This window comes from Paenibacillus sp. FSL W8-0919 (genome assembly GCF_038003785.1).
In the GTDB taxonomy this organism is placed as follows: Bacteria; Bacillota; Bacilli; order Paenibacillales; family Paenibacillaceae; genus Paenibacillus_AQ; species Paenibacillus_AQ lactis.
In genome coordinates, this window is record NZ_JBBOPV010000001.1 from 1705721 (window position 1) to 1731526 (window position 25806).

Sequence of the window (25806 nt, forward strand, 5' to 3'; positions counted from 1 at the left end):
GCAGACCTGAATGATGCCCTTATTGTTATAGACGAGCCGTTTTATTCGGCAACTTGTTTCTTGCGGAATTTCATCAAGAACTCATACACGATCGGTACGACGACAAGCGTCAGCAGCGTGGAGCTGATCAAGCCGCCGATTACCGTGATGCCGAGTCCACGAGAGATAATTCCTGCGCTGTTCTCCCATCCGAATACGAGCGGGAGCAGAGCGCCGATGGTCGCGAGTGCGGTCATCAGGATTGGACGAAGACGGGTGACCCCTGCCTCGAGCAGCGCTTCGCGAGTGCTGAGGCCTTCGCGCTCTTTGTGAATTACGCGGTCAATCAGAACGATCGCGTTGGTGACGACAATACCGATCAGCATCAGCACGCCCATCAGCGAGGAAACGTTAAGCGTTTCGCCGGTCACCAGCAAACCGATAATCGCCCCGATGACGATGAACGGCAGCGAGAACAGAATCGCGAACGGAGCGAGCGCGCCCCCGAACGTGACAACGAGAACGAAATACACGATGGCGATCGCGGCCAGCATGGCGAGACCCAGCTGCCCGAACGTTTCATTGATCTGTTCCGTAACTCCGCCGAATTGTACGGAGACGCCGTCCGGAATTTCCAGCTTATCGACTTCAGCTTCCAAGTTGCTGGATGCTGTTCCAACGTCATTGGTCAAAATGTCGGCAGTTACCGTCACAACCATTTTACCGTCGATGCGTGTGATTGTATCAGGAGTCGTTCCTTCCTCGACTTCGGCAACGTCCTTGATCGGCACCTCGATGCCAAGCGGGGATGTTACGGTTTCGTTCTCAATCTCCTTGATGCTCTTGTAAGTGGTCGTATCGGCTTCGATGTAGACATTATAGGTTTTGTCCTCAATGTTTACCTCTGTCAGCACCGGACGTTCGCGTACCGGGCTAAGCTTCATGGCGAGCTGTCCGGCGGTGAGACCGAGCGAGCTCAGCTTCTCTTGATCAGCGACCAGCGTGTACTGCTCAAACGCCTCGGACAAGCTTGTTTCGGCGTTATCGAATGTCGCGGTGTCCTTATTGGCGAGCTCCACAATCTGATCGGCTACCGGCTTGATCTGATCCAGGGAATCGCCGAACACGTTCACCGTCAGCTGGTTGCCGCCAAAGCCGCCGGCCATGTCCATGTTGGCCCAGGTTCCTTCCGGAACGGCCTTCGTCAGGTCTTCAATCAGGGCTGTTTTGACATCCTCAAAGTTCTTGGTGTCCGATTCATACATAATATAGAACAATCCCGAATTAGCAGAGCCCATGCCAAGCGGATTGCTGCCCCCGATGGAATACTGCATTTTCTCCACGCCCGGCTGATCCATGATCAGCTTCTCGGCTTTCAGCGCACGCTGCTCAACATCCTTGAGCAGGACGCCCGGCTCAGGGGAATACGTCACCATTACGTATTTGTCTTCCTGCTCCGGAATGAAGCTGACGCCCAGGAATTTTGTAAGGAACAGGCTGCCGACCAGCAGAGCTACCGCCATCAGGAAGGTAATTGCCTTATGATTCAAGGACCATTTCAGGATGGAGCGATAGCCTTTGGCGATCGCGCCCGGCTTCTCCGCATGGTCATGCTTGTTCTTCAGTCCCTTGCGGAAGAGACTGTGGGCCATGGCCGGCACGAGCGTGATCGCAATGACGAGAGAAGCCAGCAGCGCGAATACCATCGTCAATGCGAATGGCATGAACAGTTCGCCTACCATGCCGCTGACCAGGGTGAGCGGCAGGAATACCGCGATCGTTACGATGGTCGAGGACATAATCGGCACGAACATTTCGCGGGTGGCGGCGCTGATGAGCTCCCTGCCTGAAAGCTTCTCGGTGGAAAGCGACATGCGCCGGTATATGTTTTCAATAACAACGATCGAGTCGTCCACAACCCGTCCGATGGCAACGGTCATCGCGCCGAGGGACATCATATTCAGGGTGATATCCATCTGCTGCAAGCACAGAATCGCAATCAGCAGGGACAGCGGGATCGAGATGATCGAAATAATCGTCGAACGGATATTGCGAAGGAAGATCATAATGATCAGGACCGCGAACAATGCCCCGTACAACGCTTTGAAAAGCATCGTATGCACAGAATCTTCGATCGGCTTGCCTTGGTCGAGCATAATGGTCAGATCCATGTCCGGATACAATTTGCCGAGTTCTTCGGCCTTATCCTTCACCAGGTTGACCACGTCAACGGTGTTGGCATCATTGGACTTGACGATCTGAATGCCGATCGATTCCTTCCCGTTGGTGCGGGAGATCGATTCCGAGGTGCCGATGACGTTAATATCGGCAATTTCGCTCAGCTTCACGGTAGGGATGCCGGCAGGAGCGCCAGTTTGTCCGCCTGGAGCGCCTTGTCCCTGAGCGCCTGCGGCACCCTGGCTCTGTCCCTGAGCGCCTGCGGCGCCTTGTCCCTGACCTTGAGCGCCTGCGCCTGTCTGCGTTGCTGCCTGGGCACCCGTGCCGTTCTGTGGAGCTCCTTGGTCGCCTGCCCCTGCTCCGGCCCCTTGACCGGCAGCAGCTCCCGGCTGACCAGCGCCGCCTGCGTTCGGAGCCCCTGCTCCTGCACCGGCTTGCGCGCCTGCACCGCCTGGAATAACGGGGATCGCCAAGTTCTTCAGATCATCAATGGTAATGATCCCGCCGTCGATCGCAACGGCCTTTTGCGATTTATCCATCTCGAACATGCCGAGCGGAACGTACAGCGAGGAAGCTTGGACGATCTGCTTCACGGTATCTTCCGTGAGGCCAAGCTTATCCATTTCGTCCTGCTTGAATTTCAGCTGGACTTCATTGACGTATTGGCCGGCAACCTGGATGGAAGCTACGCCGTCCAGATCCTCGAGAGCAGGCACGATGTCATTCTCGGTAATGCGGGTCAATTCGTCGAGCTTCATGTTATTGCTGTTCGAAATACTCAGCGAGACCACCGGCATCGAGCTCATGCTGAATTTCGAGATGGTCGGCTTCTGGGCCTCATCCGGCAGCTGAACCTCTTGGATGGCTTCGCGAACGGCCGCTGTCGCATTGTCGAGGTCGGTTCCGTAATCGAATTCGACCATGACATTTGCCGCATTCTCCATTGAGGTGGAAGTGACGGTCTTTACGCCATCGATATTCCGGAGACGCGTCTCCAGCGGCTTGGTAACTTCCTCCACAACGCCTTCGGGTGCGGCGCCCGGATAAACAGCGGTTACGCTAAGGAACGGCACGTTAATATCCGGGATTGTTTCCTGTTTCATCGTCACCCCGCTGTATAGTCCGGCGAAGGTTACGATGATGGTTAGCAGCCAGATGGCAAATTTGTTCCGCAGCGAAAAATTAATAATTCCTTTCATGCGTCGGGTTTCTCCCCTCTCCATAACTTATGTCTCTAGCTTTGAACAAATCTTCCTATGTCATTCCGCCAGGTGCTAAGTAGGTTTCCAGTACGGTCGTGATGGTATTCTTCAGCTCTTCATATAAGTCTTCCAGACCTTCGATTCCTTCAAGGTTTCTGAGCATTCCCTTCAGTACCGCCCGGCTCGGCTGGAGGGTGATCAGTTCCTTCTCCATAATCCCGAGGGACTCCAGGGTGTCTTGCCGGAGCTCGTGATCAAGCTTCAGCTGCTTTAGTTCATTCTTCATTGCCGTAATCACGATAAGCGGGTGACGCGGCGACCGCAGGTCGACCTGACACAGATCCTTCTGCCCCAGAACGACCTCCAGCGGAATAAGCGGCTTCGGCCGCCGGCGAAGCATGCTTGCCATCACGTCGTCCATCAGCTGAATAAGGTGTTCGGCTGTTTGTCCCACATTCAGGTGGAAGTCCGGCATGAACAGGAACCGGATGTAGGTGCCCAATATACCGCCCATGAGCATGGCGATCTCCATCGTGTAGGGAGCGGCTTCAGGCCCGTAGATGACTTGAAGTTTATGGTTAAACCACTGCAATGCCTGCACAATTTCCTGCTGGGCGTTATCCTTGTCAAACGGCGGCTTTCCCGGCACCGTCTGATCGTGAAACTGCTTCAGCAGAAATTCGCGAATCTCCATGAAATGGATAAGTAGCACCTCGGCCTGCTTGCGAAGCTGTTCCCTCGGTTCAAGGAGCGGATCGTTATCCACCCGCAAAATCTCATCCTTGATCCGGCCGATGATATGCTCGTAGATGCTCTTTTCCAATTCCTCTTTGGATTTGAAATGTAAATATAGGCTGCCTTTCGACATCCCGCATACTTCGGCGATCTCCTGCATGGAGGTTTCCGAGGCGCCCTTCGCGGAAAACAGCTGCATCGCAGTGATGAGAATTTGCTGCCTTTTATCTGCCGTTTTATCAGCCAAGCCTGATTTCACCTCACTTGGGAACTTGAGAGTTCCGTTATTGACCTTGCGGTCATTTCCGATTATAAAGGAAAAAGAACGGCCGTTTCAACTTTCGTGAAAGGCCGTTCTTTTTAAAGATCTTATACTAGTTATGAATAAGGGCTTACTTCCGCCATACAGGTATCCAAAAGGGACTTGTTTCCGCTGTATAGGGCTATATCGGTCTCACAAGTACTCAAAAGGTACTTGTTTGCGTCGTATGAGGTTATATTTGCCACACAGGTACTCAAAAGGGACTTGTTTCAGTCACATGGGGCTATACTCGCCTCACAAGTCCCGAATAGGGACTTGTTTCCGCTGCATGGGGCTATATCCGCATCACAAGTACTCAAAAGGGACTTGCTTCCGCCACATGGGGCTATATTCGCCACACAAGTACCCATAAGGGACCTGCTTCCGCCGTATGGGGCTATATTCGCATCATAAGTACCCAAAAGGGACTTGTTTCCGCTACATGAGGCTATATTCGCCACACAAGAACCCAAAAGGGACTTATTCTGCAACAATGGAGCTATATTCGCCTCACAAGTCCCGAAAAGGGACTTGTTTCCGCTGCATGGGGCTATATCCGCATCACAAGTACTCAAAAGGGACTTGTTTCCGCTACATGAGGCTATATTCGCCTCACAAGTCCCTAAAAGGGACTTGCTTCCGCCGCATGGGGCTATATTCGCCTCACAAGTCCCGAAAAGTCCGCTGCATGGGGCTATATCCGCCTCATAAGTCCCTAAAAGGGACTAGTTTCCGCCGTATGAGGCTATACTCGCCTCACAAGTCCCTAAAAGGGACTTACTTCCGTCACATGAGGCTATACTCGCCACACAAGAACCCAAAAGGGACTTGTTACCGTCACATGAGGCTATACTCGCCACACAAGTACCCAAAAGGGACTTGTTTCCGCCGCATAAAAGCTACATCCGCTCGCAAGCATCAATGGCTAACCATGCAACCACCGTACATTTACGAATAAGAAAGTAGCTTAAGTGATCAGCTTCAATCCGACGGCAGAGCACAGAATCATGGCGATGAACAGGATACGCCGCCATTCCTTCGGCTCGCCGAACAGGACCATGCCCGTGACGGTGCTGCCGACCGTCCCGATTCCGGTCCAGATGGCGTAGGCCGTACCCATGGGGATGCTCTCCATGGCAAACGACAGCAGGGAGAAGCTGATTGCAAACGAAGCGAACATCAGCAGCAGATAGATCCAGCCCTTCCGCTGAGACACTCCCTTAATGCCGATCACCCCGCCGATTTCAAGCAATCCTGCACAAATAAGGGCGATCCAGGCCATTATCGGCTCACCTCCCCGTTTTGCTCGGCATTGTCAGCGGTGACCAGCTTTAGTCCGATGACTCCGGCCAGCAGCACTCCGATCAGCAGCACCTTAATCAGCTTAAAGGGTTCGCCGAACAGCAGCATTTCAGTGCCGACCGTTCCAGCCGTGCCGATCCCGGTAAAAACCGCATATACCGTCCCCACAGGGAGCCGTTTAGCCGACTCAATGATCAAAAAGAAACTGGCGACAATCGCCAGAGCGGTTCCTAGCCACTCCCACGTATTTGAAGCGTGTTTTAAGCCGATGACCCACAATATTTCGACCAAGCCGGCCAAAAGTACAAAAACCCAATTCCGATTCATGATGATTCCTCTCCTTTTCTTGACTAACACGAAGTGCTCCCTTTGCGCAAAGACGCTAACTTTTATGGATTGTGCCACTTCGCGCCGGAGCGTCAGGCCGATGTTTGATCGGGAAGTATCGTTATCTTTCTCTCGACACGCCGGACCAATACACGGGCCATGCGGCTTCAAGCCGCCGAGTGGTGCGGGCTTCCCCGCCGTACAGCATCTCGACGGCAATGCCGTCGAGCAAGGTAAGGTAGGCAATGGCGGCCTGCCTAGGGTGCCGAATGATCCGTCCTTGTACCGGACAGCCTGCGGCTAGAAGCCTCGACAGCTTCTGTTCCTGCTCATCCAGGAACGGATAGACGAGATTCATGACATCGTCATACAGAGCGCTTGGCGGGAAAAAAACCATTCTCAGGAAAAACTTTCTCTCCGCATCCCGTTCGTAAATCTGCTGCCAATCCACCACAAATCCTTTCAGCTGCGCTTCCAGCGGAAGGGAGGCGTGCTCCTCGAAATAGTCTTCGATCCGCTGCTTCTGCCGCTCGAATACATCGGCCAGCACCTGCAGGAACAGGTCCTCTTTACTGGAAAAATGAGCATAGATCGATGGCTTCTTTATTCCGCAATCATCGGCAATATGTTTAAGCGAGGCTCCTTCATAGCCGTCTTGGGCGAAGCGGGCCAGAGCGGACTGTTTTATCTCAGCGGCACTCATCGCAATCCTCCTAACTAACGGTCGTTAGTCATATTTTTAGCAAACGGGGCTGCTTCTGTCAATAGTCTTTTTATTGGGCCTAACGAGGACAGGGGCTTTTTAGTTCATGCTTTAGTTCCCGAGACTTATCATGTAGAATATGGGTTGACCAGCATCGTACATACAAAAGAGAGATGAAGCGATGAAGCAAGGGGTAGAAGGATATGAGAAAGGGAATACAGGCCGTACTGATTACCGCGTTATTATTCGCGTTTTATTATTTTGGCATCGATTATTTCGGCAAGACGACAGGAACTATCATCGGGATATTTTCGACCCTGACCGTCGTCTCGATCGGGTTCATGATTTTCATGGAGAACCGGCATCCGACCAGTACAATGGCCTGGATTCTACTGCTTGCACTAGTACCGATCGTAGGGCTAGTTTTTTATTTTCTGTTCGGACAGAACTATTTTAAACGCAGAAAATATGACAAGAAGGCGCAAAAGGACGGCTTGGCCTATACCAGCGAAGTGCTTCGGCGCAGCAACCAAGATATCTCCCGTTTTAAAAGGGAGCACCAGCAGCTCCTGCAGCTGTCCACCCGCCTCGGGCGTGCGCCGGTTTCGTTCTCTTCGGATACCAAGGTGCTCACGAACGGAGAGGAGACGTTCGCGGCACTGCTTCGCGAGCTGGAGCTGGCCAAGCATCATATTCATATGGAATATTACATTTATCGTCCTGACGACATCGGGACCCAAATTCGGGACATTCTGGTGCGAAAGGCCAGGGAAGGGGTTGCCGTCCGGTTCATGGTCGATGCGGTAGGCAGCCTGCAGCTGCCGCCCGCTTTCCTGGAGGAGATGAAAGCCGCGGGGATTAAGGTAGCCGTATTCGGCAGCCCGAAGGCGATATTCTTCACGAGCCGGGTCAATTACCGCAATCACCGGAAAATCGTTGTCATCGACGGTACCGTCGGCTTCATCGGCGGCTTGAATGTCGGGGACGAGTATTTGAGCCGCAGCAAGGTTTTCGGGTTTTGGCGGGACACGCATATGCTGGTCCGGGGCGAGGCCGTCAGGACGCTGCAAATTGTGTTCCTGCAGGACTGGGAATATATGACCGGAGAGCAGCCTACAGACCAGGTGTATTTCTCCCCGGATCTCGTCGATCACTCCTCCGGAGCCGTGCAGATTATTGCCAGCGGACCGGATAATGAGCGCCGGGCGCTCAAGCATATCTTCTTCTCCATGATCGCATCGGCACGTCATTCCGTATGGCTTGCGACGCCTTATTTTATCCCGGATGAAGATATTTTGACGGCGCTGAGGGTCGCGGCTTTGTCCGGCCTTGACGTCCGGATCCTGTTTCCGTCGAAACCGGACAAGTGGCTGCCGTTTCTGGCCTCGCATTCCTATTTCCCGGCTTTGCTGGATGCGGGGGTGCGGGTATTCGAATACGAGAAGGGCTTTATGCATTCCAAGCTGCTCATTGTGGATGGAGAGGTTGCCACGATCGGAACGGCGAATATGGACATGCGCAGCTTTCACCTGAATTTTGAAGTGAACGCTCTTCTCGTTCATACGGACAGCGTCAATCAGCTGGTAGCCGATTTTGAGCAGGATCTGGAGCACGCGGTGCTGTATGACCGAAGCCGCACGAGGAAGAAGCGCATCATGACCCGGCTGCTCGAATCCGCGGCGCGGCTGATGTCGCCGCTGCTGTAGCGTTGCTCGGGTGCAAGGGAATATTTGGGCTGATGTGTAACAGCCGTTTAAGAGAAATATATGGATAACAACATGGGCGGAGCTCGTTAATATGTGATGATTCACGAATAAGCCGGACAGATGCGGCGCAGTATGGACAGGCATTTCGTTCGGTCCGGATTTATCGTTCTGGCTGAGCACCCATCGGTTCGACAAGCCTACAAGCCGCCATAATATCGATCACAAAAATTTTTAAACAGGAGGTGCTATGGAAATGAATGCATGGAAAAAAATAAGGGCCGGAACGATGGAGCCTGCCGCAATTTGTAATCGGGCAGACGGCTTGGAGTCATCCGGCGGCAGGCTGCTTCCGGATGTCCCCACCGGCGAGCGGAAGATTGAGCATGTGCGGCTGTGCCTGGAGGAAGAGGTCGGCTCCGTAGGCATTACTTCAGGCTTTGAGCGCTACCGCTTCCGGCATTGCGCGCTGCCTGAGGTGAGCTTCGAGGACATCAGGCTCGACACCTCCTTTCTTGGCATTCCAACACGGACGCCGTTTCTCATCAGCTCCATGACGGGGGGGAGCCGGACAACCGGGGAAATTAATATGCGGCTTGCGGAAGCGGCGGAGCGCCGGGGCTGGGCGCTTGGCGTCGGCTCCATCCGGGCAGCGGTGGAGAAGGAAGAGCTTGCCCCGACCTTTCGCGTGAGAGAGCGGGCGCCAAGCGTACCGATCATCGCGAACCTTGGGGCGGTTCAGCTCAATTACGGCTTCGGAACGGATGATTGCCGCCGGGCGGTCGACATTGCGGGTGCCGATATGCTGGTGCTGCATCTCAACGCCCTGCAGGAAGTGTTCCAGCCGGAAGGGAATACGCGATTTGGCGGACTTGCCTCCAGGATTGAAGAGCTGTGCAGCAGCCTTGAGGTTCCTGTCGGGGTTAAAGAAGTCGGCTGGGGCATTGACGGGGAGACGGCCCGGATGCTGATGGAGCTGGGCGTTGCTTTCATCGATGTGGCGGGAGCGGGAGGCACCTCCTGGAGCCAGGTCGAGAAATTCCGGGCGAATGATCCGGTACGTCGCGCCGCAGCGGAGGCCTTTGCCGACTGGGGCAATCCGACGGTGGAATGTATCGTCGAGGTGCGGGAAGCTGTTCCGGATTTTCCGATGATCGGCAGCGGCGGGCTCAACAGCGGCGTGGATGCCGCCAAAGCGATTGCACTGGGCGCTGATCTGGCGGGCTTTGGGCGGGGATTGCTCGGGCCTGCCGTCGATTCCGAGGAAGCGCTGGACCGGCGCCTCGCTCAGACGGAGCTGGAGCTTCGAACCGCGATGCTGGGGATCGGGGCTCCAGATATCGAGTCGTTAAGGTCAACGACGCGCCTGATCCGCAAGCAAGGGTTGTAACGACAAGCAAGGTGGTCTGTTCTGAATGTCTCTAACGACCGCAAAGCAAGGTCGATAACGACAGGACTGATCGCCATGCAGGAAACGTTATGGAACACGCGGGAATATCTGCAGCAATACGTGTTGAACTCTATCGGGTATCTGCTATAATTAATAAGATTGTTTTGGACCTGAGGTTTAAGGGAGCAAACCCCCACAGCCTCTGAAAGAAAATGCATATAAGTGATAGAGTAACCTGATAAGGAGTTGTCATATAAATGGCTTTAAAAGCAGGGATCGTCGGTTTGCCGAACGTCGGCAAATCCACATTGTTTAATGCGATAACGCAGGCGGGCGCCGAATCGGCGAACTACCCGTTCTGTACGATTGACCCGAACGTCGGCGTCGTTGAGGTGCCGGATGAGCGCCTTGATAAGCTGACTGAGCTGGTGCAGCCGAATAAAACCGTTCCGACCGCTTTCGAATTCGTCGATATCGCGGGACTGGTTCGCGGTGCGAGCAAAGGGGAGGGACTCGGAAACAAGTTCCTGGCCCATATTCGCGAGGTCGATGCGATCGTGCACGTCGTACGATGCTTTGAGGATGAAAATATCACCCACGTAGACGGCAAGGTCAACCCGGTGAGCGACATCCAGACCATCAACCTGGAGCTGATCCTGGCGGATCTGGACAGCGTCGAGAAGCGGATCGAGCGTACGAAGAAGAACATGAAGGGCGGCAACAAGCAGTACGCCCAAGAAGTAGAGCTGCTGGAGCGTCTGAAGGAAGCCCTGTACAATGATCAGCCGGCACGCAGCGTCGAGCTGTCCGATGAGGAGAAGCTGATCGTCCGCGATCTGCATCTGCTGACGCTCAAGCCGGTGCTGTATGCGGCCAACGTAAGCGAGGATGGCGTGACTGACGCGGACAGCAATCCGTACGTGCAGCAGGTCCGCGAGTTCGCGGCTGCCGAGAATGCTGCCGTCGTTCCGATCAGCGCCAAGGTGGAAGCCGAAATCGCCGAGCTTGAAGGTGAAGACAAGGCCATGTTCCTCGAAGAGCTGGGCCTGGAGGAATCCGGCCTGAACCGCCTCATTAAAGCGGCATACAGCCTGCTCGGCCTGTACACCTACTTTACCGCAGGCGTGCAGGAGGTGCGCGCATGGACGATCCGCAAAGGCACGAAGGCCCCTCAGGCGGCTGGCGTCATCCACAGCGATTTCGAGCGCGGCTTTATCCGGGCCGAGGTCGTATCCTATGACGATCTTGTTGCCGCCGGATCGATGAACGGCGCGAAGGAGCGCGGACAGCTCCGGCTTGAAGGGAAGGACTATGTCGTCAATGACGGCGATGTCATGCACTTCCGCTTCAACGTGTAGCATATTATGATACGTAGACCATGGCTCCATGCCAGTTGATGCATGGGATCATGGTCTTTTTGCCAAGCGGATATCTCATATGGTGCAGGGAACGTTTCCCGTGTTTCCCGGGCGTATGCCCTTCTAGTCAAATACGCCGTTTCATGGTATAATAAACAGTCGTTTACGCTTCGCATATTCGAGGGAGCGATAGGCGCTAGAATCAGGAATATTACGTAAGAGAGGTGAATTCCTTGTTAGACCGATTGCAATCCCTGGCGGACCGTTACGAGAAGCTGAGCGAGCTGCTGTGCGATCCGGATGTCGCGAATGACTCCAAGAAGCTAAGGGATTATTCCAAAGAACAATCCGATCTGCAGCCTGCTTATGAGGCTTATGTTGAATATAAAAATGTAATGGAAGAGCTTGAAGCTGCAAAAACCATGCAGGGTGAGAAGCTCGATGACGAAATGCGCGAAATGGTGAAAATGGAAATCGAGGAGCTCTCCGCCCGCCAACAGGAGCTGGAGGAGAAAATCCGGATTCTGCTGCTGCCGAAGGACCCGAACGACGACAAGAACGTTATCGTCGAGATTCGCGGGGCAGCCGGCGGAGACGAGGCGGCGCTCTTCGCGTCCGATCTGTACCGGATGTACACCCGTTATGCCGATTCCCAGGGCTGGAAGGTTGAGCTGATGGACGTGAACATGAACGACCTCGGCGGTTTTAAAGAGGTCATCTTCATGATCAACGGCCGCGGTGCTTACAGCAAAATGAAATTCGAGAGCGGCGCGCACCGGGTGCAGCGTATTCCGGCAACGGAATCCGGCGGTCGTATCCATACCTCCACTTCAACAGTGGCGGTCATGCCGGAAGCCGAGGAAGTCGATATCGAGATTTTGGATAAGGATATCCGCGTGGATACGTTCTGCTCCAGCGGTGCGGGCGGTCAGTCCGTTAACACCACAAAGTCGGCGGTTCGCGTAACGCATATCCCGACCGGCATTGTGGCTACGTGCCAGGACGGCAAGTCCCAGAACTCCAACAAGGAGAAGGCGCTGCAGGTGCTTCGCGCGCGCATCTACGACATGATGCGCCAGGAAGAGGAAGCGAAGTACGCCGGCGAGCGCAAGAGCAAGGTCGGCACCGGAGATCGAAGCGAGCGGATCCGCACGTACAATTTCCCGCAAAGCCGGGTGACCGACCATCGGATCGGGCTTACCGTGCATAAGCTGGATCAGGTGATGAACGGCGAAATCGAGGAGATCATTTCCGCCCTGACCATCGCAGAGCAAGCGGAAATGATGGATAAAGGAGTATAACGCTTTGGAGCGAAACAAATTTGCATTGACGCCGGAGCGCAGCATACGGGAAGCCTTTCTGGAGGCTTCTTCTTTTTTAGACGGGGTCGGGGTCCTGGAGCCGCAGCGAAATGCGCAGCTGCTGCTGGAGCATGTGCTGGGGCTGACCGGCACGGCGTATTACGTGGCCCTCGGCGACGGTTTTCCCGAGGACCAGCGCAGCGATTTCGAGGACGTCATCAACCGGAAGGCCGACGGCGTCCCGGCGCAATACATCATCGGGGAGCAGGAGTTCTACGGGCGATCGTTCGAGGTGACGCCGGCCGTTCTGATTCCGCGTCCTGAAACGGAGCTGCTTGTCGAGGCCGTGCTGAAGTACGGAAACCAGCTGGCACCGCAGCCTGGCGAAAGACTGACCGCCGTCGACATCGGCACCGGCAGCGGTGCCATCGCCGTAACGCTGGCGCTGGAGGCGAAAGGGCTGCGCATGCTGGCGAGCGACATTTCGCCGCAGGCGCTGGATGTTGCGCGGCGTAATGCGTCCCGGCTCGGAGCCGACGTGGAGTTCAGGCAGGGCAATCTGCTCGAGCCGTTCGCCGGCTTGGCGCCGGATATGATTGTCTCCAACCCGCCGTACATCCCGGCCAGGGACATTGAAGAGCTTCAGCCCGAGGTGCGGGATCATGAGCCGCGAACCGCGCTGGACGGCGGGCCCGACGGCCTCTATCCGTACCGTGTGATGATGGATCAGCTCCCGCTGCTTGCGACGCCGCCGAGACTGATCGCCTTCGAGCTGGGCATGGGCCAGGCGCAGGATGTAGCGGATATGCTGCGGGCTGCCGGTCATTGGGACGAGATCGTTACGATCCCGGATTTGGCGGGAATCGACAGGCATGTTTTGGGAATTGCCCGTTAAATTGTGTTCGGAGGGAAATTCTTTTACAATATATGATGATCATGGGTTTACTTGCGGAAATCCGCTGCTTCCCGTGCAGGCTTCTCATGCTCATGATCCGTTCGTGCTCATAAGGTTCGTATTCTGTCTTATCGTCCGCCCGCATCCTTGAAAGGCTGTTGGGGCGATGGCTAATGCGCCAGGTATGGGCCGGGAGAGCCCAAACTTTTTATCCGGGCAGATCGTTATATGGCCGGTAAGGCACATCGGAGCGATAAGCTCCGGCACAGGGGGATCAAAGGCATGCTTCAGAAATTTAAAAAAATAGACTTTGTTGTCGTAACCGTCCTTGTCATGCTGATGATCATCAGCGTTACTTCCTTATACAGCGTAACCATCGGATCGGCTGATTGGAACGGGTACCATATTAAGATGCTCATCTTTTACGTTGCGGGCTTTATCGCTTTCTTCGGCATGAGCCTATTGGATTACCGCGTTCTCATTAAACACGCGACCTACATTTATATCGGCGGCCTGCTGCTGCTTGTGTACGTTATGTTTTTCGGGTCAACGCTTAACGGCTCGAAGGGCTGGATTAATCTCGGGTTTACGAGCCTGCAGCCGGCGGAAATGTTTAAGTTGGTCTTGATTATCTTCCTGACTTTTATACTGGTGAAGAAAAATAAATCGCAGCTTTCCTTTATCCGGGATGTCATTCCGGTCGGCTTCCTGGCGTTTATTCCCTTCGTGCTCGTCATGGGCATCAACGACTTGGGGAATGCGCTAAGCTACGTCATCATTTTGATGGGGCTGCTGTGGATTGGTAATGTCAAATTATCGCATGCGCTGATCGGTCTGGTGCTCGTTGCGGGCACCGCTTTCGGCGGAATCCAGGCTTACATTCATTACCATGACGAGATTACAGCCTTCATGAAGGAAGGGAGCCGCTCGCACTGGCTGGACCGGATCGACCCGTGGCTGATGCCCGAGACGACGGACAACGCCGGTGCCGGCTATCACACCCACAATGCCAAGCTGGCGATCGCTTCCGGCGGCATGACCGGGGAAGGCTTTATGCAGGGGACCTCGGTGCAATCGGGACGGGTACCGTATACCTATTCCGACTCCATCTTCGTGCAGATTGCGGAGGAATACGGGTTTATCGGTTCTTCCGTGCTGCTCCTGCTCTATTTCATTCTGATCCATCGGATGATTCTGATATCGCTCGAATCGCGTGAACGTGCCGGTCCGTTTCTCATCATAGGGATCGTGTCCATGTTCTTATACCAAATCTTTGAGAATATCGGGATGTTTATCGGCCTCATGCCGCTGACAGGGATTACATTGCCGTTTATCAGTTACGGGGGAACATCGCTCGTAATCAGCATGGCGAGCCTCGGGGTAGCCATGAGCGTGAAGCTGCACGGCCGGGAAATCGAGGAGGATATGCCGGATCCGCATGCCCACCGGTCGACGGTGGCGAAACAGGCGTAAGCCGTAGCCAACGTGCACTGGTGGGGGGCTATCCTATTCGAAATGGCCTGTCTTGAACCAGGATACCCGAAATTTCCAAATACATTTATGAAGAGATGTTGTCCATACGGGGCAGCATCTTTTATTTTTTGTAAGGACAAGAAATGAGCCTGTGATTAGCCCTAGGCAGGGAAGTAACCTATTGGAGGGCTGACAGGGTAACGGGAGAGAGGCGTCTCTATCATCTTTTTAAACAAATTGCTAGATTCACGTTTAGATCTTCGGCGGCCGGACATACTGATAGCATCATAGATTATCGGTTGATAGAGAGGCGGTTGTCCAAGATGAACCATTATAGCGAAACCCTCCGTATTATCGTAAAAAAAATGATTTTGCTCTTATCCTGTATGTTTATGGTCATTACCGTGTGGGAAGGTCAGCGAATTGATGCTTTTGTTGTGGGGGGGCCGATTCCTCAGGAATCGATCCGGCTGCGCATCTTGGCCAATTCCGACAGTCCCTCCGATCAGCTTGTGAAGCGGGAAATCCGCGATGCGGTCGTGGAGCAAATGCAGCTATGGGTTCAGCAGCTGGATAACCCGCAGAGCCTCGAGGAAGCTAAGGCGCTGACGAGCCGGCATCTGCCGGAAATTCGCCAGCTGGTCGGTGAAGAGCTGAGAAAACGGGGAATCACCTACAGCTACAATGTGGAACTCGGCGTCGTACCGTTCCCGACAAAGCTGTACGGCGGCACGGTCTATCCGGCAGGCGATTATGATGCGGTGCGCATCACGCTTGGCGAGGGACAGGGACAGAACTGGTGGTGCGTGTTGTTCCCGCCGCTGTGCTTCATCGACGGGGGCAGCGGAGACGCGGCGGCGCAGCCGGCGGATGCCGGCGTCCAGACCGTCTCGGCGCAAGCCGATAAGAGCCAGGCGGATGAGCCAGTCAATGCGGGCGATACCGAGCCTGAAGTCCGGTTTTTCTTATGGGATATGTTTATCGGGATCTGGAATTGGGTGGCAGGATTGTTTGGATAATCTAGCGGATGCATAGGATGATATTCGGAAAGATTGATAGGAAGACATGCAGGCTGTTTGATTTTCAATTCGAGTCGAGTGTGATACACTTTCATTTAGAAGAGTGCTTTCTCTTTAGCGCGACCGGCTGCCCGGGTGGGGACCCGGGACGGGACTGAAGAATCGAAGCGCTTTTTTAAATGTCAAAAAGTATCAACTCTAAAGCCATTGGGATTAGCTCCAGCAAGGCGCGTGCTTGATGGTTAATATACTTCATAAACAGAAAGCTTGGGATAGGGAATGGAACATACTGCAAGCGGCCGCGAGGACAGCCGCCAATTGGAACATAACGAACAGCCTGTTGACCCGCAGTCACAACCGACGAAGGTGTGGCGTATCGGTATTGAATCGATGGAATCCGGCAGCCGAACTCCGGAAGAGGAGCAGGCTCTGCTTGAAGCGGGTCGGGTGCTTGCAGGCGGCGGGCTTGTCGCCTTCCCGACGGAGACGGTCTACGGGTTGGGCGCCGATGCGGGAAGCACGGAAGCGGTTGAACGTATATTTGCGGCGAAGGGAAGGCCTTCGGACAACCCGCTGATCGTGCATATATCGGATTTGTCCCAGCTGGATGACCTGGCGCTTCGGGTAAACGATACCGAGCGTGCGCTGATGAAGGCGTTCTGGCCGGGCCCGCTGTCGCTGGTGCTGCCCGTGAAGCCGGGTGCCGTGTCGTCCCGTGTGACGGCGGGGCTGGACACGGTCGCGGTGCGAATGCCTGACCACCCGGCTGCGCTCGCGCTTATTCGCGCGGCCGGCTGCCCGCTGGCCGCACCGAGCGCGAACCGCTCCGGCCGGCCGAGCCCTACGCTTGCGGGCCATGTGCTGGAGGATTTGGCCGGCGCGATCGACGGCGTGCTTGACGGCGGCCCTGCCGGGGTCGGCGTCGAGTCGACGGTCGTGCAAGCCGGCGAGGACGGTGCCGTGACGGTGCTCCGTCCCGGCGGCGTCACGGCCGAGCAGCTTGCCGCGGTGGCGGCAAGCGTGCGCCTCGACCCGGCGCTAACAAGCGCCGCCGGGGAGGCGGAGAGCCCGGCGCCCCGCTCGCCGGGCATGAAATACACGCACTACGCGCCGAAGGGCGCGATGTGCGTGGTGCAGGGCCGCGACGCCGAAGCGGTAGCGGCCCGCATCGCGGCCGAGCTTGCGGCCGCCGCCCGCCGCGGCGAGGTGACCGGAGTGCTGTCGTTCGACGAGCACATCGGTCGCTACCGCGCGGACGTGGCAGTCCCGCTCGGCCGCCAGGCCGCGCCGGAGGAAGCGGCCCGCCGGCTGTACGCCGGCCTGCGCCGGTTCGATGAGGCCGGCGCCACCTTCATTCTTGCGGAAGCCTGCCCTGAAGAGGGCCTCGGCGCCGCGGTGATGAACCGGCTGCTGAAGGCGGCAGGGCATCGCGTTATCGACGTGGATCTTTAACCGCAGCCTTTTTTTCCAAAGCCGATCAGGAATCATTTATCCCTTGTCCGCATATGGTGTACAAGACCATGAGACTTGGGGGAATGGGCATGTTGGAGGCGTCTGTCCAATCGGGACAGCTTGCGGCGATTCTGCTCATGGCGGTTGCACTCGGGCTAGACGCGTTTTCGCTTGGCATCGGCGTCGGTTTGCGAGGTAGGCTGCGCCACCGTCATATGCTGGGCATGAGCTTTCTGATCGGCCTGTTTCATATGCTGATGCCTCTGCTGGGGCTGGCTGCCGGCCGTTATGTCGGATTGCTGCTGGGACAGGTTACCGGGCTTGCCGCCGGCGGATTGCTGGTTCTGCTCGGGGGCCATATGATCCATAACGCTTTTCGCGGAGGCGAGGGCAAGCTCGTTCATCCATCCGCGCTGCTGGGTATGCTGTTGTTCTCGCTTAGCGTCAGCATCGATTCGTTCTCGGTCGGATTATCGCTGGGCATGTTCGTGCATGATGTAACGCTGATCGTTGTAACCTTCGGGGTGGTCGGCGGCTTGATGTCGATTCTCGGTTTGATGCTGGGCCGTCAGGTCAGCAGCAAGCTGGGCGAGTACGGCGAGATGCTGGGAGGACTTATTTTGGTTGTGTTCGGCGTGATGTTTATTGTCTGATACGGGCGGTAAGGCACACCGGATATGAAATGAGGATGAATGCGGGAATTCGTTGACCGGCAGAGTAGTAACTTTTGTGGAATCATTTGTCCGAGTAATATAGAAGTTGCGAAATTTGTGATGAGATTTGATACAATATCCCTAGTGACCTAATACTGACGGGAGGGAGCCTTAAGACTGTGAAAAAGATACTATTTGTCTGCACCGGAAATACCTGCCGCAGTCCGATGGCCGAAGGGATGCTGCGCAAGCTGGCGAAGCAGCGGGGCATTCCGCTGGAGGTGCGATCCGCCGGCGTATCGGCGATAGATGGCATGCCGGTGTCCCATCATGCGGAATCCGTACTGCGGGATCAGGATATCCGGGACGAGCTCGTATCCAAGCCGCTCACCTCAGAGCTGGTGGAATGGGCTGATCTCGTTCTGACTCTAACCCAATCGCATAAGCAATATGCCATTCGGCAGTTTCCTCACGCGGCCGATAAAATGCATACCTTAAAGGAATATGTTGAGGATGACAGCAAGGTGCTTGCAGATTTGCAGGAGCAAGACAGTCTGTACGCATCGATTGAGCTGGCCCGAGCGCTTGGTCAAAATGTCAGCGATAAGGATCGCGAACGGTTGATTGAGCTTCGCCAGCGCATTCCTAGCTTTGATATCTCGGACCCGTTCGGCGGCACGAAGGAAGAGTATGAAGCGACCGCAGCCGAGATTCGGACGGCGCTCTTTCGTTTGTTGGACAAGCTGAATGCGGGCGGGCCGGCGTAATCGCTTGCTGCGGGCGGATGAATTATGACTCTGGCATCAGAGCGCGTGAGTGGAAAAGGCACAGCTGCAGGCGTGGCTAAAAAAGCCGCTTGCCTTTCCCGGACGATTGATTTAAGATGTAGGGGAAACAACAATAGTTCCGGTGTAACTGGCGACGAAGTGGATGAAACCACGGTGGAGCACCGGAGTATACGGCCGGTCGCCTGGGCAAAGAGCATTGGAGCACTACGTGTGCGCCGACTGCTCTTTTTTCGTCTTTTGCGGGATATTTGGGTTATAATGAAACAAGCTAATCACGCGAAAGCGAACATATGAGGGGGTTTCATCGATGAAAATTGCACTAGGCACGGATCATGCGGGCATTCGCCTGAAAGAGGAGATCATGGAGGTTATTCGCAGCCTTGGACATGAGGTGGAGGATCTCGGCTGCGGCTGCTCCGATTCCGTCGACTATCCGGACTATGCGCTGCCGGTATGCGAGAAGGTCGTGTCCGGCGAAGCCGATCGCGGCATTCTGATCTGCGGAACCGGCATCGGCATGAGCATTGCGGCGAACAAGGTGCCGGGAATCCGGTGCGCCCTGACGCATGATGTGTTCTCGGCCAAAGCGACTCGCGAGCATAACGACAGCAATGTGATCGCGCTCGGCGAACGCGTAGTCGGCCCTGGTCTTGCTGCGGAAATCGTCAGCACCTGGCTGACAACCGAGTTCAGTCACGGCGAGCGTCATGTCGGCCGCGTCAACAAGATCAAGGCGATCGAGGAACGTTACCTAAAGAACGGATAGGACGTTTCTTTCCGTAAGGCCATTTGGGCTGTATTCCGGACGGTTCCCCGCATACAAGCTGTGCGGGACGAGGGCATGAAGCGACGTAGAGACTATTAAGGGAGGACTGTGGCATGAGCGATGCTTCCAACATTTCCTTAAACGGGCAGACCGCCCGCATCGTCCGCGAGCTCGCCGAGACGGCGAAGCTTGGACCGGGCAAGGTGCTGGTCGTCGGCGCGAGTACGAGCGAGGTTGCGGGCAAGCGGATCGGGACAGGCGGCGCGTTGGAGACGGCGCAGCAGCTGCTTGACGGCATTGCCGAGGTTCAGGCGGAGTACGGATTCTCGCTTGCCTTCCAATGCTGCGAGCATCTGAACCGAGCGCTGGTCGTTGAGCGCGAGCTGCTCGAGCGGCTTGGCTTGACGGAAGTGGCGGCTGTGCCGATTCCGGGAGCCGGCGGCTCCATGGCAGCCAGCGCCTACCGCAGCATGAAGCAGCCTTGCCTGGCGGAATCCATTCAGGCGCATGCGGGTATCGACATCGGCGAGACGCTGATCGGCATGCATCTGCGCAGCGTGGCGGTTCCCTTTAGGCCGAGTGAGCGGTATATCGGCGAGGCTCGGGTTACGGCCGCCTATACCCGGCCGAAGCTGATCGGCGGAGAGCGGGCCGTTTATCGCCAGGTGCCGGATGCGGATTCCGGATCATGCAATTGATTCGATTGGAACGGCTTGGACATCCTGTTTTGCTTGTTTGTAGGGAGCAACAGCGATTGTAGAAACATTTCACGTACTTGCCCCACATCCCATTTGGTAGTTGGCCCTGTGTAATACGGAAACAGGATATTTATAGTAAGATTTTGGATCATAGGAGGATATAAAAATGATGGAACATTTGCGTAAGAACGATCCTGCTGTACTTGAAGCGATGGAGCTGGAGCTGAAGCGCCAGCGCAGCAATATCGAACTGATTGCATCGGAGAATATTGTCAGCGAAGCGGTCATGGAAGCGATGGGCACCGTCCTCACCAATAAATATGCGGAAGGCTACCCTGGCAAACGCTACTACGGCGGATGCGAGCGTGTCGACATCGTGGAGGATATCGCTCGTGACCGGGCGAAGGAACTGTTTGGCGCAGATCATGCCAACGTGCAGCCGCACTCCGGCGCGCAGGCGAATATGGCGGTGTATCTTGCAGCGCTCAAGCCTGGCGATACCGTTCTTGGCATGAACCTTGCCCATGGCGGTCACCTGACGCACGGAAGCCCGGTCAATGCCTCCGGCCTGCTGTACAATTTCGTGGCTTACGGCGTTCAAGAGGACACGTTCCTCATTGATTATGATGAAGTCCGCAAAGCGGCGTTCAAGCATCGCCCTCGTCTGATTGTTGCCGGCGCAAGCGCCTATCCGCGCATCATTGATTTCGAGAAGCTGGCCGCGATCGCGAGTGATGTCGGCGCGCTGTTTATGGTCGATATGGCTCATATCGCAGGTCTTGTTGCGGCTGGTCTTCACCCGAATCCGGTTCCGCACGCGCATTTCGTGACCACAACGACGCATAAGACGCTCCGCGGGCCGCGCGGCGGCATGATTCTGTGCAAAAAAGCTTGGGCGCAAGCGATCGACAAGGCCGTATTCCCGGGATCGCAGGGCGGACCGCTGATGCATGTCATCGCATCGAAGGCTGTTGCTCTTGGCGAAGCGCTGGATCCGTCCTTCAAGACCTATGCTCAAAATGTCGTGAACAATGCGAAGGTACTGGCCGACACGCTGATTGAGGAAGGTTTGAACATCGTTTCCGGCGGAACGGATAACCATTTGATGCTGGTGGATACGCGCAATCTGGATATCACCGGCAAGGATGCGGAGAAGGTGCTGGATTCGATCGGCATCACCGTCAACAAAAATGCGATTCCGTTCGACCCGACCAGCCCGTTCGTTACCAGCGGCATTCGGATCGGTACGCCGGCGGTTACGTCGCGCGGCATGGATGAGCAGGCCATGGTGACCATCGCGAAGATCATCGCGATGACGCTGAAGGCTCCGAAGGATGAGGCGACGCTCGAGAAAGCAGGCCGTATGGTTGCCGAGCTGACGGATCAGTATCCGCTGTATCCGGACCTCAAGTACTAATCGGGATCGACGGGGTGGGTATTCCTCAGGGTTATGAACCTGCAGGAATACCCTTTTTTTGCATATGGAGGGTTTCGGCTGCGAGAGGCAGGTCGTTTGAATCCTGGAAGGAGCATCTTTGTTGGAAAAAATGGGAACCGTATATAGGGTGGGTGGCGAGGAGCTTTAACGTGCCCTTCGAGTCGAAAGAAACATGACCTATGCGGGTGTCAAATGGCCGGAGGGAATGATATAATAGACAGGATTTATGGAGCTTACCATATTATACGCCCATATTGAAAACATATTTGTATCCAACCGGAGGGACCTGACATGGGAAAATTGGTGATTTGTGATCACCCGTTGATTCAACACAAACTAACATTTATTCGCGATATGCGGACTAACACAAAAGACTTTCGCGAGCTTGTAGATGAGGTCGCGACATTAATGGCTTATGAAATCACGCGGGAGGTTCCGCTTGAAACGATTTCCGTCCAAACCCCGGTCGCCGAAACCGAAGGCAAGGTCATCTCGGGCCGCATGCTCGGGTTGGTGCCGATTCTCCGTGCCGGTTTAGGCATGCTGGACGGGGTGGTCAAGCTTCTGCCGGCAGCAAAGGTCGGGCACGTCGGCTTGTTCCGTGATCCGGAAACGCTGCAGCCCGTGGAATACTACACGAAGCTGCCGACTGATGTGACCGAAAGAGAATTGATCGTAATCGACCCGATGCTCGCCACAGGGGGCTCCGCGATTGCTGCGATCGACGTCTTGAAGAAGCGGGGCTGCACCCAGATTAAAATGATGAATCTCGTAGCCGCGCCGGAAGGCGTTAAGGCGGTCCAGGAAGCGCACCCGGATGTGGACATCTATGTTGCTGCATTGGACGAGGGTCTCAACGACCATGGATACATCGTACCTGGTTTAGGCGATGCGGGAGACCGGCTCTACGGGACGAAATAATAGAATCCGCTGACTGTCCGCTAACCGGCTTGCCTGACTAGGGAGGCCGGCGGGATCGGAAGCAAGGATGATAAGGAGAGGTAATATCAGCCATGTCTAAAGTGAAAGTGATGACCATATTCGGGGTGCGCCCTGAAGCGATCAAGATGGCGCCGCTCATTTTGGAGCTGCAGCGACACCCAGAGCATATTGAATCCGTGGTGTGCGTTACGGCCCAGCACCGACAGATGCTGGATCAGGTGCTTGAGGTGTTCAAGATTGTTCCGGACTATGACCTGGACGTCATGAAGGAACGCCAGACATTAAATGAAATCACCGTTCGCGTTCTGGAAGGTCTTGAGCCGGTGCTGCGCGAGGCTAAGCCGGATATCGTGCTCGTGCACGGCGACACACTGACGACGTTCCTGGCGAGCTATGCGGCCTTCCTGCAGCAGATCCAGGTCGGCCACGTCGAAGCCGGCCTTCGGACATGGAACAAGCTGTCTCCGTATCCGGAGGAGATGAATCGGCAGCTGACCGGCGTATTGGCGGATGTCCATTTCGCGCCGACCGAATGGTCCGCGGACAATCTCCGCAGAGAGAACAAGCCGGAGTCGCGCATTTATGTAACGGGCAATACGGCTACGGACGTATTCCAATATACGGTGCGTGACGACTATACGCATCCGGTGCTGGATTGGGCCGAGGGCAAGCGACTGATCCTGATGACGGCGCACCGCCGGGAATCCCACGGGGAGCCGCATCGTCAAATTTTCGAGGCTGTGAAGCGCATTGCCAATGAGTTCGAGGATATTGCGATCGTCTATCCGGTTCACCCGAGTCCTGCGGTGAAGGAGCCGGCTCACCGGATTCTGGGCGACCATCCGCGCATCAAGCTGATTGATCCGCTGGATGTGGTGGATATGAACAATTTCTACCCGCATACGCACCTCATCATTACCGATTCCGGCGGCATGCAGGAGGAGGCGCCTTCCTTCGGCGTACCGACGCTGGTGCTCCGGGATACGACCGAGCGTCCGGAGGGCATTGAGGCCGGAACGCTGGAGCTGGTAGGGACGGAAGAAGAGCAGGTATATAGTCGGATTAAGGCTCTTCTGACAGATGATGCGCTGTATGAGAAGATGAGCAAGGCGGCGAATCCATATGGCGATGGACAAGCTTCCCAGCGGATTGTCAATGCGATTTTGCACCATTTTGGCATCCTCAAAGAACGCCCCGAAGAATTTCACAGAATGTTCACAAAGGCATAGTTTGCCGCATTCTGAATCGCAAGGGGACAGCATACAGTTGAACTGTACGGTTACCGCGGCGTTTTGCGCAGTTTAGGGAGCCCAAAACGCCCGATTTTACACGGAAAATCAAAAAATCGATTCATTGACAAAGTCTTGTCATATTCAGTAAAATGAGTTGGGATTAGAGGTTTATATGAAAAATCCGAATAGTCAAGACAACCCTTGGTTGATAGCGCTGTATATCAGCGGGGCCGGTGGATTACTGGCCGTGTATATCGTAATCGGTTTTTTGACAGGCAAGTGGCTGGCCGAATGGCTGGACGGGCCCAGATACTGGTTGGCGATTGGAACCGTTTTAGGGCTCTTTATAGGGATTTTGAATATTGCTCTTCTCATTAAAAAGTTTCTGGGGGCGCAAAGTGAATGATCTGACTTCCATTGTGAACGCTGTATTTAGAGTATCATTGCTCTTATTGTCTGCCTTGTTTCTGGGATGGGCTCTTTACCCGGAATATCGCCCCGTCATCGTGGGGATGATCATGGGCATGGCGGCGGGATTGTTTAATGTTCGCTTCCTTTCCATGAAAGTGCAGCAGCTGGCACAATTGGCTGTCAATCCTGAACCGAAGAGATACAACTTCGGCTTCATCACGAGACTATGCATCGGCTTTCTGATCGTCGTCTTCGCGGCGAAGCTCGAACAGGTGTCGCTCGGCGGCGCTATCGCCGGTCTGTTCATCCCCCAATTGTTGACCATTCCTGTCAGCATTGTATTCAGTTTGAGAAACAATCATTGATCAGCGCTAACTTGGAAAGGGGTGAAAATAATTCTATGCATGAATCACCGATTATTGATTTAGGTGGATTCCGTCTGGATCTATCCGCTGTCATGATGCTGCTGGTTACAGGGATCATTGTCTTTGTGCTTGTGCGTCTGGCTGTTCGGAATCTATCTGTCGAAAACCCTTCCAAACTGCAGAACTTCATGGAATGGGTAGTGGAATTTGTGCAGGGTGTCGTAGCAAGCGCTATGGATCTGAAGAAGGGGAAGGCGTACATATCGCTGGGCCTGACTCTGATTCTATTCATCTTCGTAGCGAACCTGCTCGGCTTGCCGTTCTCGGTTATCACCGACTTGCCGGCAGATTTCAAAGTCTTCGGTAAGACAATTGAGGCTACGGTTGGTCTCGAGCCGGGACACTACGCTCACGTCTTGTGGTGGAAATCACCAACAGCGGACATTTCCGTTACTGCGGGGCTGGCGCTTGTCGTATTTGTGCTCATGAACTACCTGGGCCTGAAGCTGAACCGCAAGCATTACCTGAAGCACTATATCGAACCATTCCCGATCTTCCTGCCGCTTAACATCATTGAGAACCTGGCGAAGCCAATCGCTCTGGCGATCCGGCTATATGCGAACATTTTCGCAGGGGAAGTTCTGATCACGGTCATTCTGAAAACCGGCTTCTTCGGTATTCCGTTCATGGCTGCATGGCAAGGCTTCAGTATCTTCATCGGAGCACTGCAAGCGTTTATCTTTACAATCTTAACCATGGTGTACATTTCGCAAACAACGATTCATGAAGAGCATTGATTCACTCGGACGAATCCGCCGTGACAGCGGTGTTTTTCGAAAGAGATATATTTATAGCACTACCACTCTATTATGAACCAATTTTAAGGAGGATATTTAACAATGGAATTTTTGGCAGCAGCTATTGCAGTAGGTCTTGGCGCTCTTGGCGCAGGTTTGGGTAACGGTATGATCGTAAGCAGAACAGTTGAGTCTATCGCTCGTCAGCCGGAAGCACGCGGTCAATTGCAAACGACGATGTTTATCGGTGTTGGTATCGTCGAGGTTATTCCTTTGGCGGCTACCGTAATCGCGTTCTTGATCATGTTTTCTTAATAACAATACAACGGTTTGGCGGGGAGGGCCGATGCCATCCGCGCCTTCGTTTTGTTAGGCACCGCACTTCGTGTTGATGGAAA

The 25806-nt window shown here is 54.9% G+C and carries 24 protein-coding genes and 1 riboswitch; of the genes, 19 read left to right on the forward strand and 5 right to left on the reverse strand.

The window, feature by feature from the left end; genetic code table 11:
• Positions 1-41: 41 nt before the first annotated feature.
• The 5 genes from NST44_RS07370 to NST44_RS07390 form a co-directional block, all read right to left on the reverse strand.
• Entirely contained in the window at positions 42-3356 is a 3315-nt protein-coding gene (locus NST44_RS07370) for an efflux RND transporter permease subunit (RefSeq protein WP_340898612.1), read from the reverse strand.
• A gap of 55 nt (positions 3357-3411) precedes the next feature.
• On the reverse strand, positions 3412-4341 hold the full coding sequence (locus NST44_RS07375) for a TetR/AcrR family transcriptional regulator (RefSeq protein ID WP_340898614.1): 930 nt from the start codon (positions 4339-4341) through the stop codon (positions 3412-3414).
• A gap of 1021 nt (positions 4342-5362) precedes the next feature.
• Positions 5363-5677 carry a DMT family transporter gene (locus NST44_RS07380; protein WP_007128801.1) on the reverse strand — a complete coding sequence of 105 codons (315 nt, stop codon included), beginning with the start codon at positions 5675-5677 and terminating at the stop codon, positions 5363-5365.
• Entirely contained in the window at positions 5677-6024 is a 348-nt protein-coding gene (locus NST44_RS07385; RefSeq protein ID WP_007128800.1) for a DMT family transporter, read from the reverse strand. The genes NST44_RS07380 and NST44_RS07385 overlap by 1 nt, the downstream gene beginning before the upstream one ends.
• A gap of 121 nt (positions 6025-6145) precedes the next feature.
• Positions 6146-6727, reverse strand: coding sequence for a TetR/AcrR family transcriptional regulator (locus NST44_RS07390; RefSeq protein ID WP_028405655.1), 582 nt, complete (start codon positions 6725-6727; stop codon positions 6146-6148).
• 203 nt (positions 6728-6930) lie between these two features.
• Here NST44_RS07390 and cls point away from each other — a divergent pair, with 203 nt between their 5' ends.
• The 19 genes from cls to atpE all read left to right on the forward strand — a co-directional run bounded on the left by cls (position 6931) and on the right by atpE (position 25723).
• Positions 6931-8433, forward strand: a complete 1503-nt coding sequence (cls, locus tag NST44_RS07395) for a cardiolipin synthase (protein WP_007128798.1) — start codon at positions 6931-6933, stop codon at positions 8431-8433.
• Between the two features lie 286 nt (positions 8434-8719).
• Positions 8720-9820, forward strand: a complete 1101-nt coding sequence (gene fni, locus NST44_RS07400) for a type 2 isopentenyl-diphosphate Delta-isomerase (RefSeq protein WP_445670725.1) — start codon at positions 8720-8722, stop codon at positions 9818-9820.
• Positions 9821-10077: 257 nt separating this feature from the next.
• On the forward strand, positions 10078-11178 hold the full coding sequence (gene ychF / locus NST44_RS07405) for a redox-regulated ATPase YchF (RefSeq protein WP_007128796.1): 1101 nt from the start codon (positions 10078-10080) through the stop codon (positions 11176-11178).
• A gap of 233 nt (positions 11179-11411) precedes the next feature.
• Entirely contained in the window at positions 11412-12479 is a 1068-nt protein-coding gene (gene prfA / locus NST44_RS07410) for a peptide chain release factor 1 (protein ID WP_007128795.1), read from the forward strand.
• Between the two features lie 4 nt (positions 12480-12483).
• A complete protein-coding gene (gene prmC / locus NST44_RS07415; protein WP_007128794.1) occupies positions 12484-13374 on the forward strand; it encodes a peptide chain release factor N(5)-glutamine methyltransferase in 891 nt (296 codons plus the stop codon).
• A 282-nt stretch (positions 13375-13656) separates the two neighbouring features.
• Complete coding sequence (locus NST44_RS07420; protein ID WP_007128793.1) at positions 13657-14847, forward strand: FtsW/RodA/SpoVE family cell cycle protein; 1191 nt, start codon at positions 13657-13659, stop codon at positions 14845-14847.
• A gap of 323 nt (positions 14848-15170) precedes the next feature.
• The gene (gene spoIIR, locus NST44_RS07425; protein ID WP_340898623.1) at positions 15171-15866 is read left to right on the forward strand and encodes a stage II sporulation protein R; all 696 of its coding nucleotides are present in this window, start codon (positions 15171-15173) and stop codon (positions 15864-15866) included.
• 390 nt (positions 15867-16256) lie between these two features.
• Positions 16257-17318 (forward strand): L-threonylcarbamoyladenylate synthase, encoded by a 1062-nt coding sequence (locus NST44_RS07430; protein WP_245255814.1) that lies wholly within the window; start codon positions 16257-16259, stop codon positions 17316-17318.
• An 89-nt stretch (positions 17319-17407) separates the two neighbouring features.
• Positions 17408-17971, forward strand: a complete 564-nt coding sequence (locus NST44_RS07435) for a manganese efflux pump MntP (protein ID WP_210094001.1) — start codon at positions 17408-17410, stop codon at positions 17969-17971.
• Positions 17972-18150: 179 nt separating this feature from the next.
• Positions 18151-18738 (forward strand): low molecular weight protein arginine phosphatase, encoded by a 588-nt coding sequence (locus tag NST44_RS07440; RefSeq protein ID WP_144877968.1) that lies wholly within the window; start codon positions 18151-18153, stop codon positions 18736-18738.
• Between the two features lie 134 nt (positions 18739-18872).
• Positions 18873-18954, forward strand: a riboswitch (ZMP/ZTP riboswitch).
• Positions 18955-19066: 112 nt separating this feature from the next.
• Positions 19067-19525 (forward strand): ribose 5-phosphate isomerase B, encoded by a 459-nt coding sequence (rpiB, locus tag NST44_RS07445; RefSeq protein ID WP_213615933.1) that lies wholly within the window; start codon positions 19067-19069, stop codon positions 19523-19525.
• 113 nt (positions 19526-19638) lie between these two features.
• Positions 19639-20223, forward strand: a complete 585-nt coding sequence (locus NST44_RS07450) for a TIGR01440 family protein (protein ID WP_028405644.1) — start codon at positions 19639-19641, stop codon at positions 20221-20223.
• Positions 20224-20389: 166 nt separating this feature from the next.
• Positions 20390-21640, forward strand: coding sequence for a serine hydroxymethyltransferase (gene glyA, locus NST44_RS07455; RefSeq protein WP_007128786.1), 1251 nt, complete (start codon positions 20390-20392; stop codon positions 21638-21640).
• A 312-nt stretch (positions 21641-21952) separates the two neighbouring features.
• On the forward strand, positions 21953-22582 hold the full coding sequence (upp, locus tag NST44_RS07460; protein WP_007128785.1) for a uracil phosphoribosyltransferase: 630 nt from the start codon (positions 21953-21955) through the stop codon (positions 22580-22582).
• Positions 22583-22674: 92 nt separating this feature from the next.
• The gene (wecB, locus tag NST44_RS07465) at positions 22675-23832 is read left to right on the forward strand and encodes a non-hydrolyzing UDP-N-acetylglucosamine 2-epimerase (protein ID WP_007128784.1); all 1158 of its coding nucleotides are present in this window, start codon (positions 22675-22677) and stop codon (positions 23830-23832) included.
• 175 nt (positions 23833-24007) lie between these two features.
• Positions 24008-24241, forward strand: a complete 234-nt coding sequence (locus NST44_RS07470; protein WP_007128783.1) for an AtpZ/AtpI family protein — start codon at positions 24008-24010, stop codon at positions 24239-24241.
• Positions 24234-24611 (forward strand): ATP synthase subunit I, encoded by a 378-nt coding sequence (locus NST44_RS07475; protein WP_007128782.1) that lies wholly within the window; start codon positions 24234-24236, stop codon positions 24609-24611. Before NST44_RS07470 ends, NST44_RS07475 begins: the two co-directional genes overlap by 8 nt.
• A gap of 35 nt (positions 24612-24646) precedes the next feature.
• Positions 24647-25408: a F0F1 ATP synthase subunit A gene (gene atpB / locus NST44_RS07480; RefSeq protein ID WP_007128781.1), complete on the forward strand. Its 762-nt coding sequence runs from the start codon at positions 24647-24649 to the stop codon at positions 25406-25408.
• 102 nt (positions 25409-25510) lie between these two features.
• Positions 25511-25723 carry a F0F1 ATP synthase subunit C gene (atpE, locus tag NST44_RS07485; RefSeq protein WP_007128780.1) on the forward strand — a complete coding sequence of 71 codons (213 nt, stop codon included), beginning with the start codon at positions 25511-25513 and terminating at the stop codon, positions 25721-25723.
• Positions 25724-25806: the final 83 nt, after the last annotated feature.

Bases quoted from the DNA above. Each gene is read 5' to 3' on its own strand.
- NST44_RS07370 (WP_340898612.1), bottom strand. From the start codon at position 3,356: ATGAAAGGAATTATTAATTTTTCGCTGCGGAACAAATTTGCCATCTGG.
- NST44_RS07380 (WP_007128801.1), bottom strand. From the start codon at position 5,677: ATGGCCTGGATCGCCCTTATTTGTGCAGGATTGCTTGAAATCGGCGGG.
- NST44_RS07385 (WP_007128800.1), bottom strand. From the start codon at position 6,024: ATGAATCGGAATTGGGTTTTTGTACTTTTGGCCGGCTTGGTCGAAATA.
- NST44_RS07390 (WP_028405655.1), bottom strand. From the start codon at position 6,727: ATGAGTGCCGCTGAGATAAAACAGTCCGCTCTGGCCCGCTTCGCCCAA.
- cls (WP_007128798.1), top strand. From the start codon at position 6,931: ATGAGAAAGGGAATACAGGCCGTACTGATTACCGCGTTATTATTCGCG.
- fni (WP_445670725.1), top strand. From the start codon at position 8,720: ATGGAGCCTGCCGCAATTTGTAATCGGGCAGACGGCTTGGAGTCATCC.
- ychF (WP_007128796.1), top strand. From the start codon at position 10,078: ATGGCTTTAAAAGCAGGGATCGTCGGTTTGCCGAACGTCGGCAAATCC.
- NST44_RS07420 (WP_007128793.1), top strand. From the start codon at position 13,657: ATGCTTCAGAAATTTAAAAAAATAGACTTTGTTGTCGTAACCGTCCTT.
- spoIIR (WP_340898623.1), top strand. From the start codon at position 15,171: ATGAACCATTATAGCGAAACCCTCCGTATTATCGTAAAAAAAATGATT.
- NST44_RS07430 (WP_245255814.1), top strand. From the start codon at position 16,257: ATGGAATCCGGCAGCCGAACTCCGGAAGAGGAGCAGGCTCTGCTTGAA.
- NST44_RS07435 (WP_210094001.1), top strand. From the start codon at position 17,408: ATGTTGGAGGCGTCTGTCCAATCGGGACAGCTTGCGGCGATTCTGCTC.
- rpiB (WP_213615933.1), top strand. From the start codon at position 19,067: ATGAAAATTGCACTAGGCACGGATCATGCGGGCATTCGCCTGAAAGAG.
- NST44_RS07450 (WP_028405644.1), top strand. From the start codon at position 19,639: ATGAGCGATGCTTCCAACATTTCCTTAAACGGGCAGACCGCCCGCATC.
- glyA (WP_007128786.1), top strand. From the start codon at position 20,390: ATGATGGAACATTTGCGTAAGAACGATCCTGCTGTACTTGAAGCGATG.
- upp (WP_007128785.1), top strand. From the start codon at position 21,953: ATGGGAAAATTGGTGATTTGTGATCACCCGTTGATTCAACACAAACTA.
- wecB (WP_007128784.1), top strand. From the start codon at position 22,675: ATGTCTAAAGTGAAAGTGATGACCATATTCGGGGTGCGCCCTGAAGCG.
- NST44_RS07470 (WP_007128783.1), top strand. From the start codon at position 24,008: ATGAAAAATCCGAATAGTCAAGACAACCCTTGGTTGATAGCGCTGTAT.
- atpB (WP_007128781.1), top strand. From the start codon at position 24,647: ATGCATGAATCACCGATTATTGATTTAGGTGGATTCCGTCTGGATCTA.
- atpE (WP_007128780.1), top strand. From the start codon at position 25,511: ATGGAATTTTTGGCAGCAGCTATTGCAGTAGGTCTTGGCGCTCTTGGC.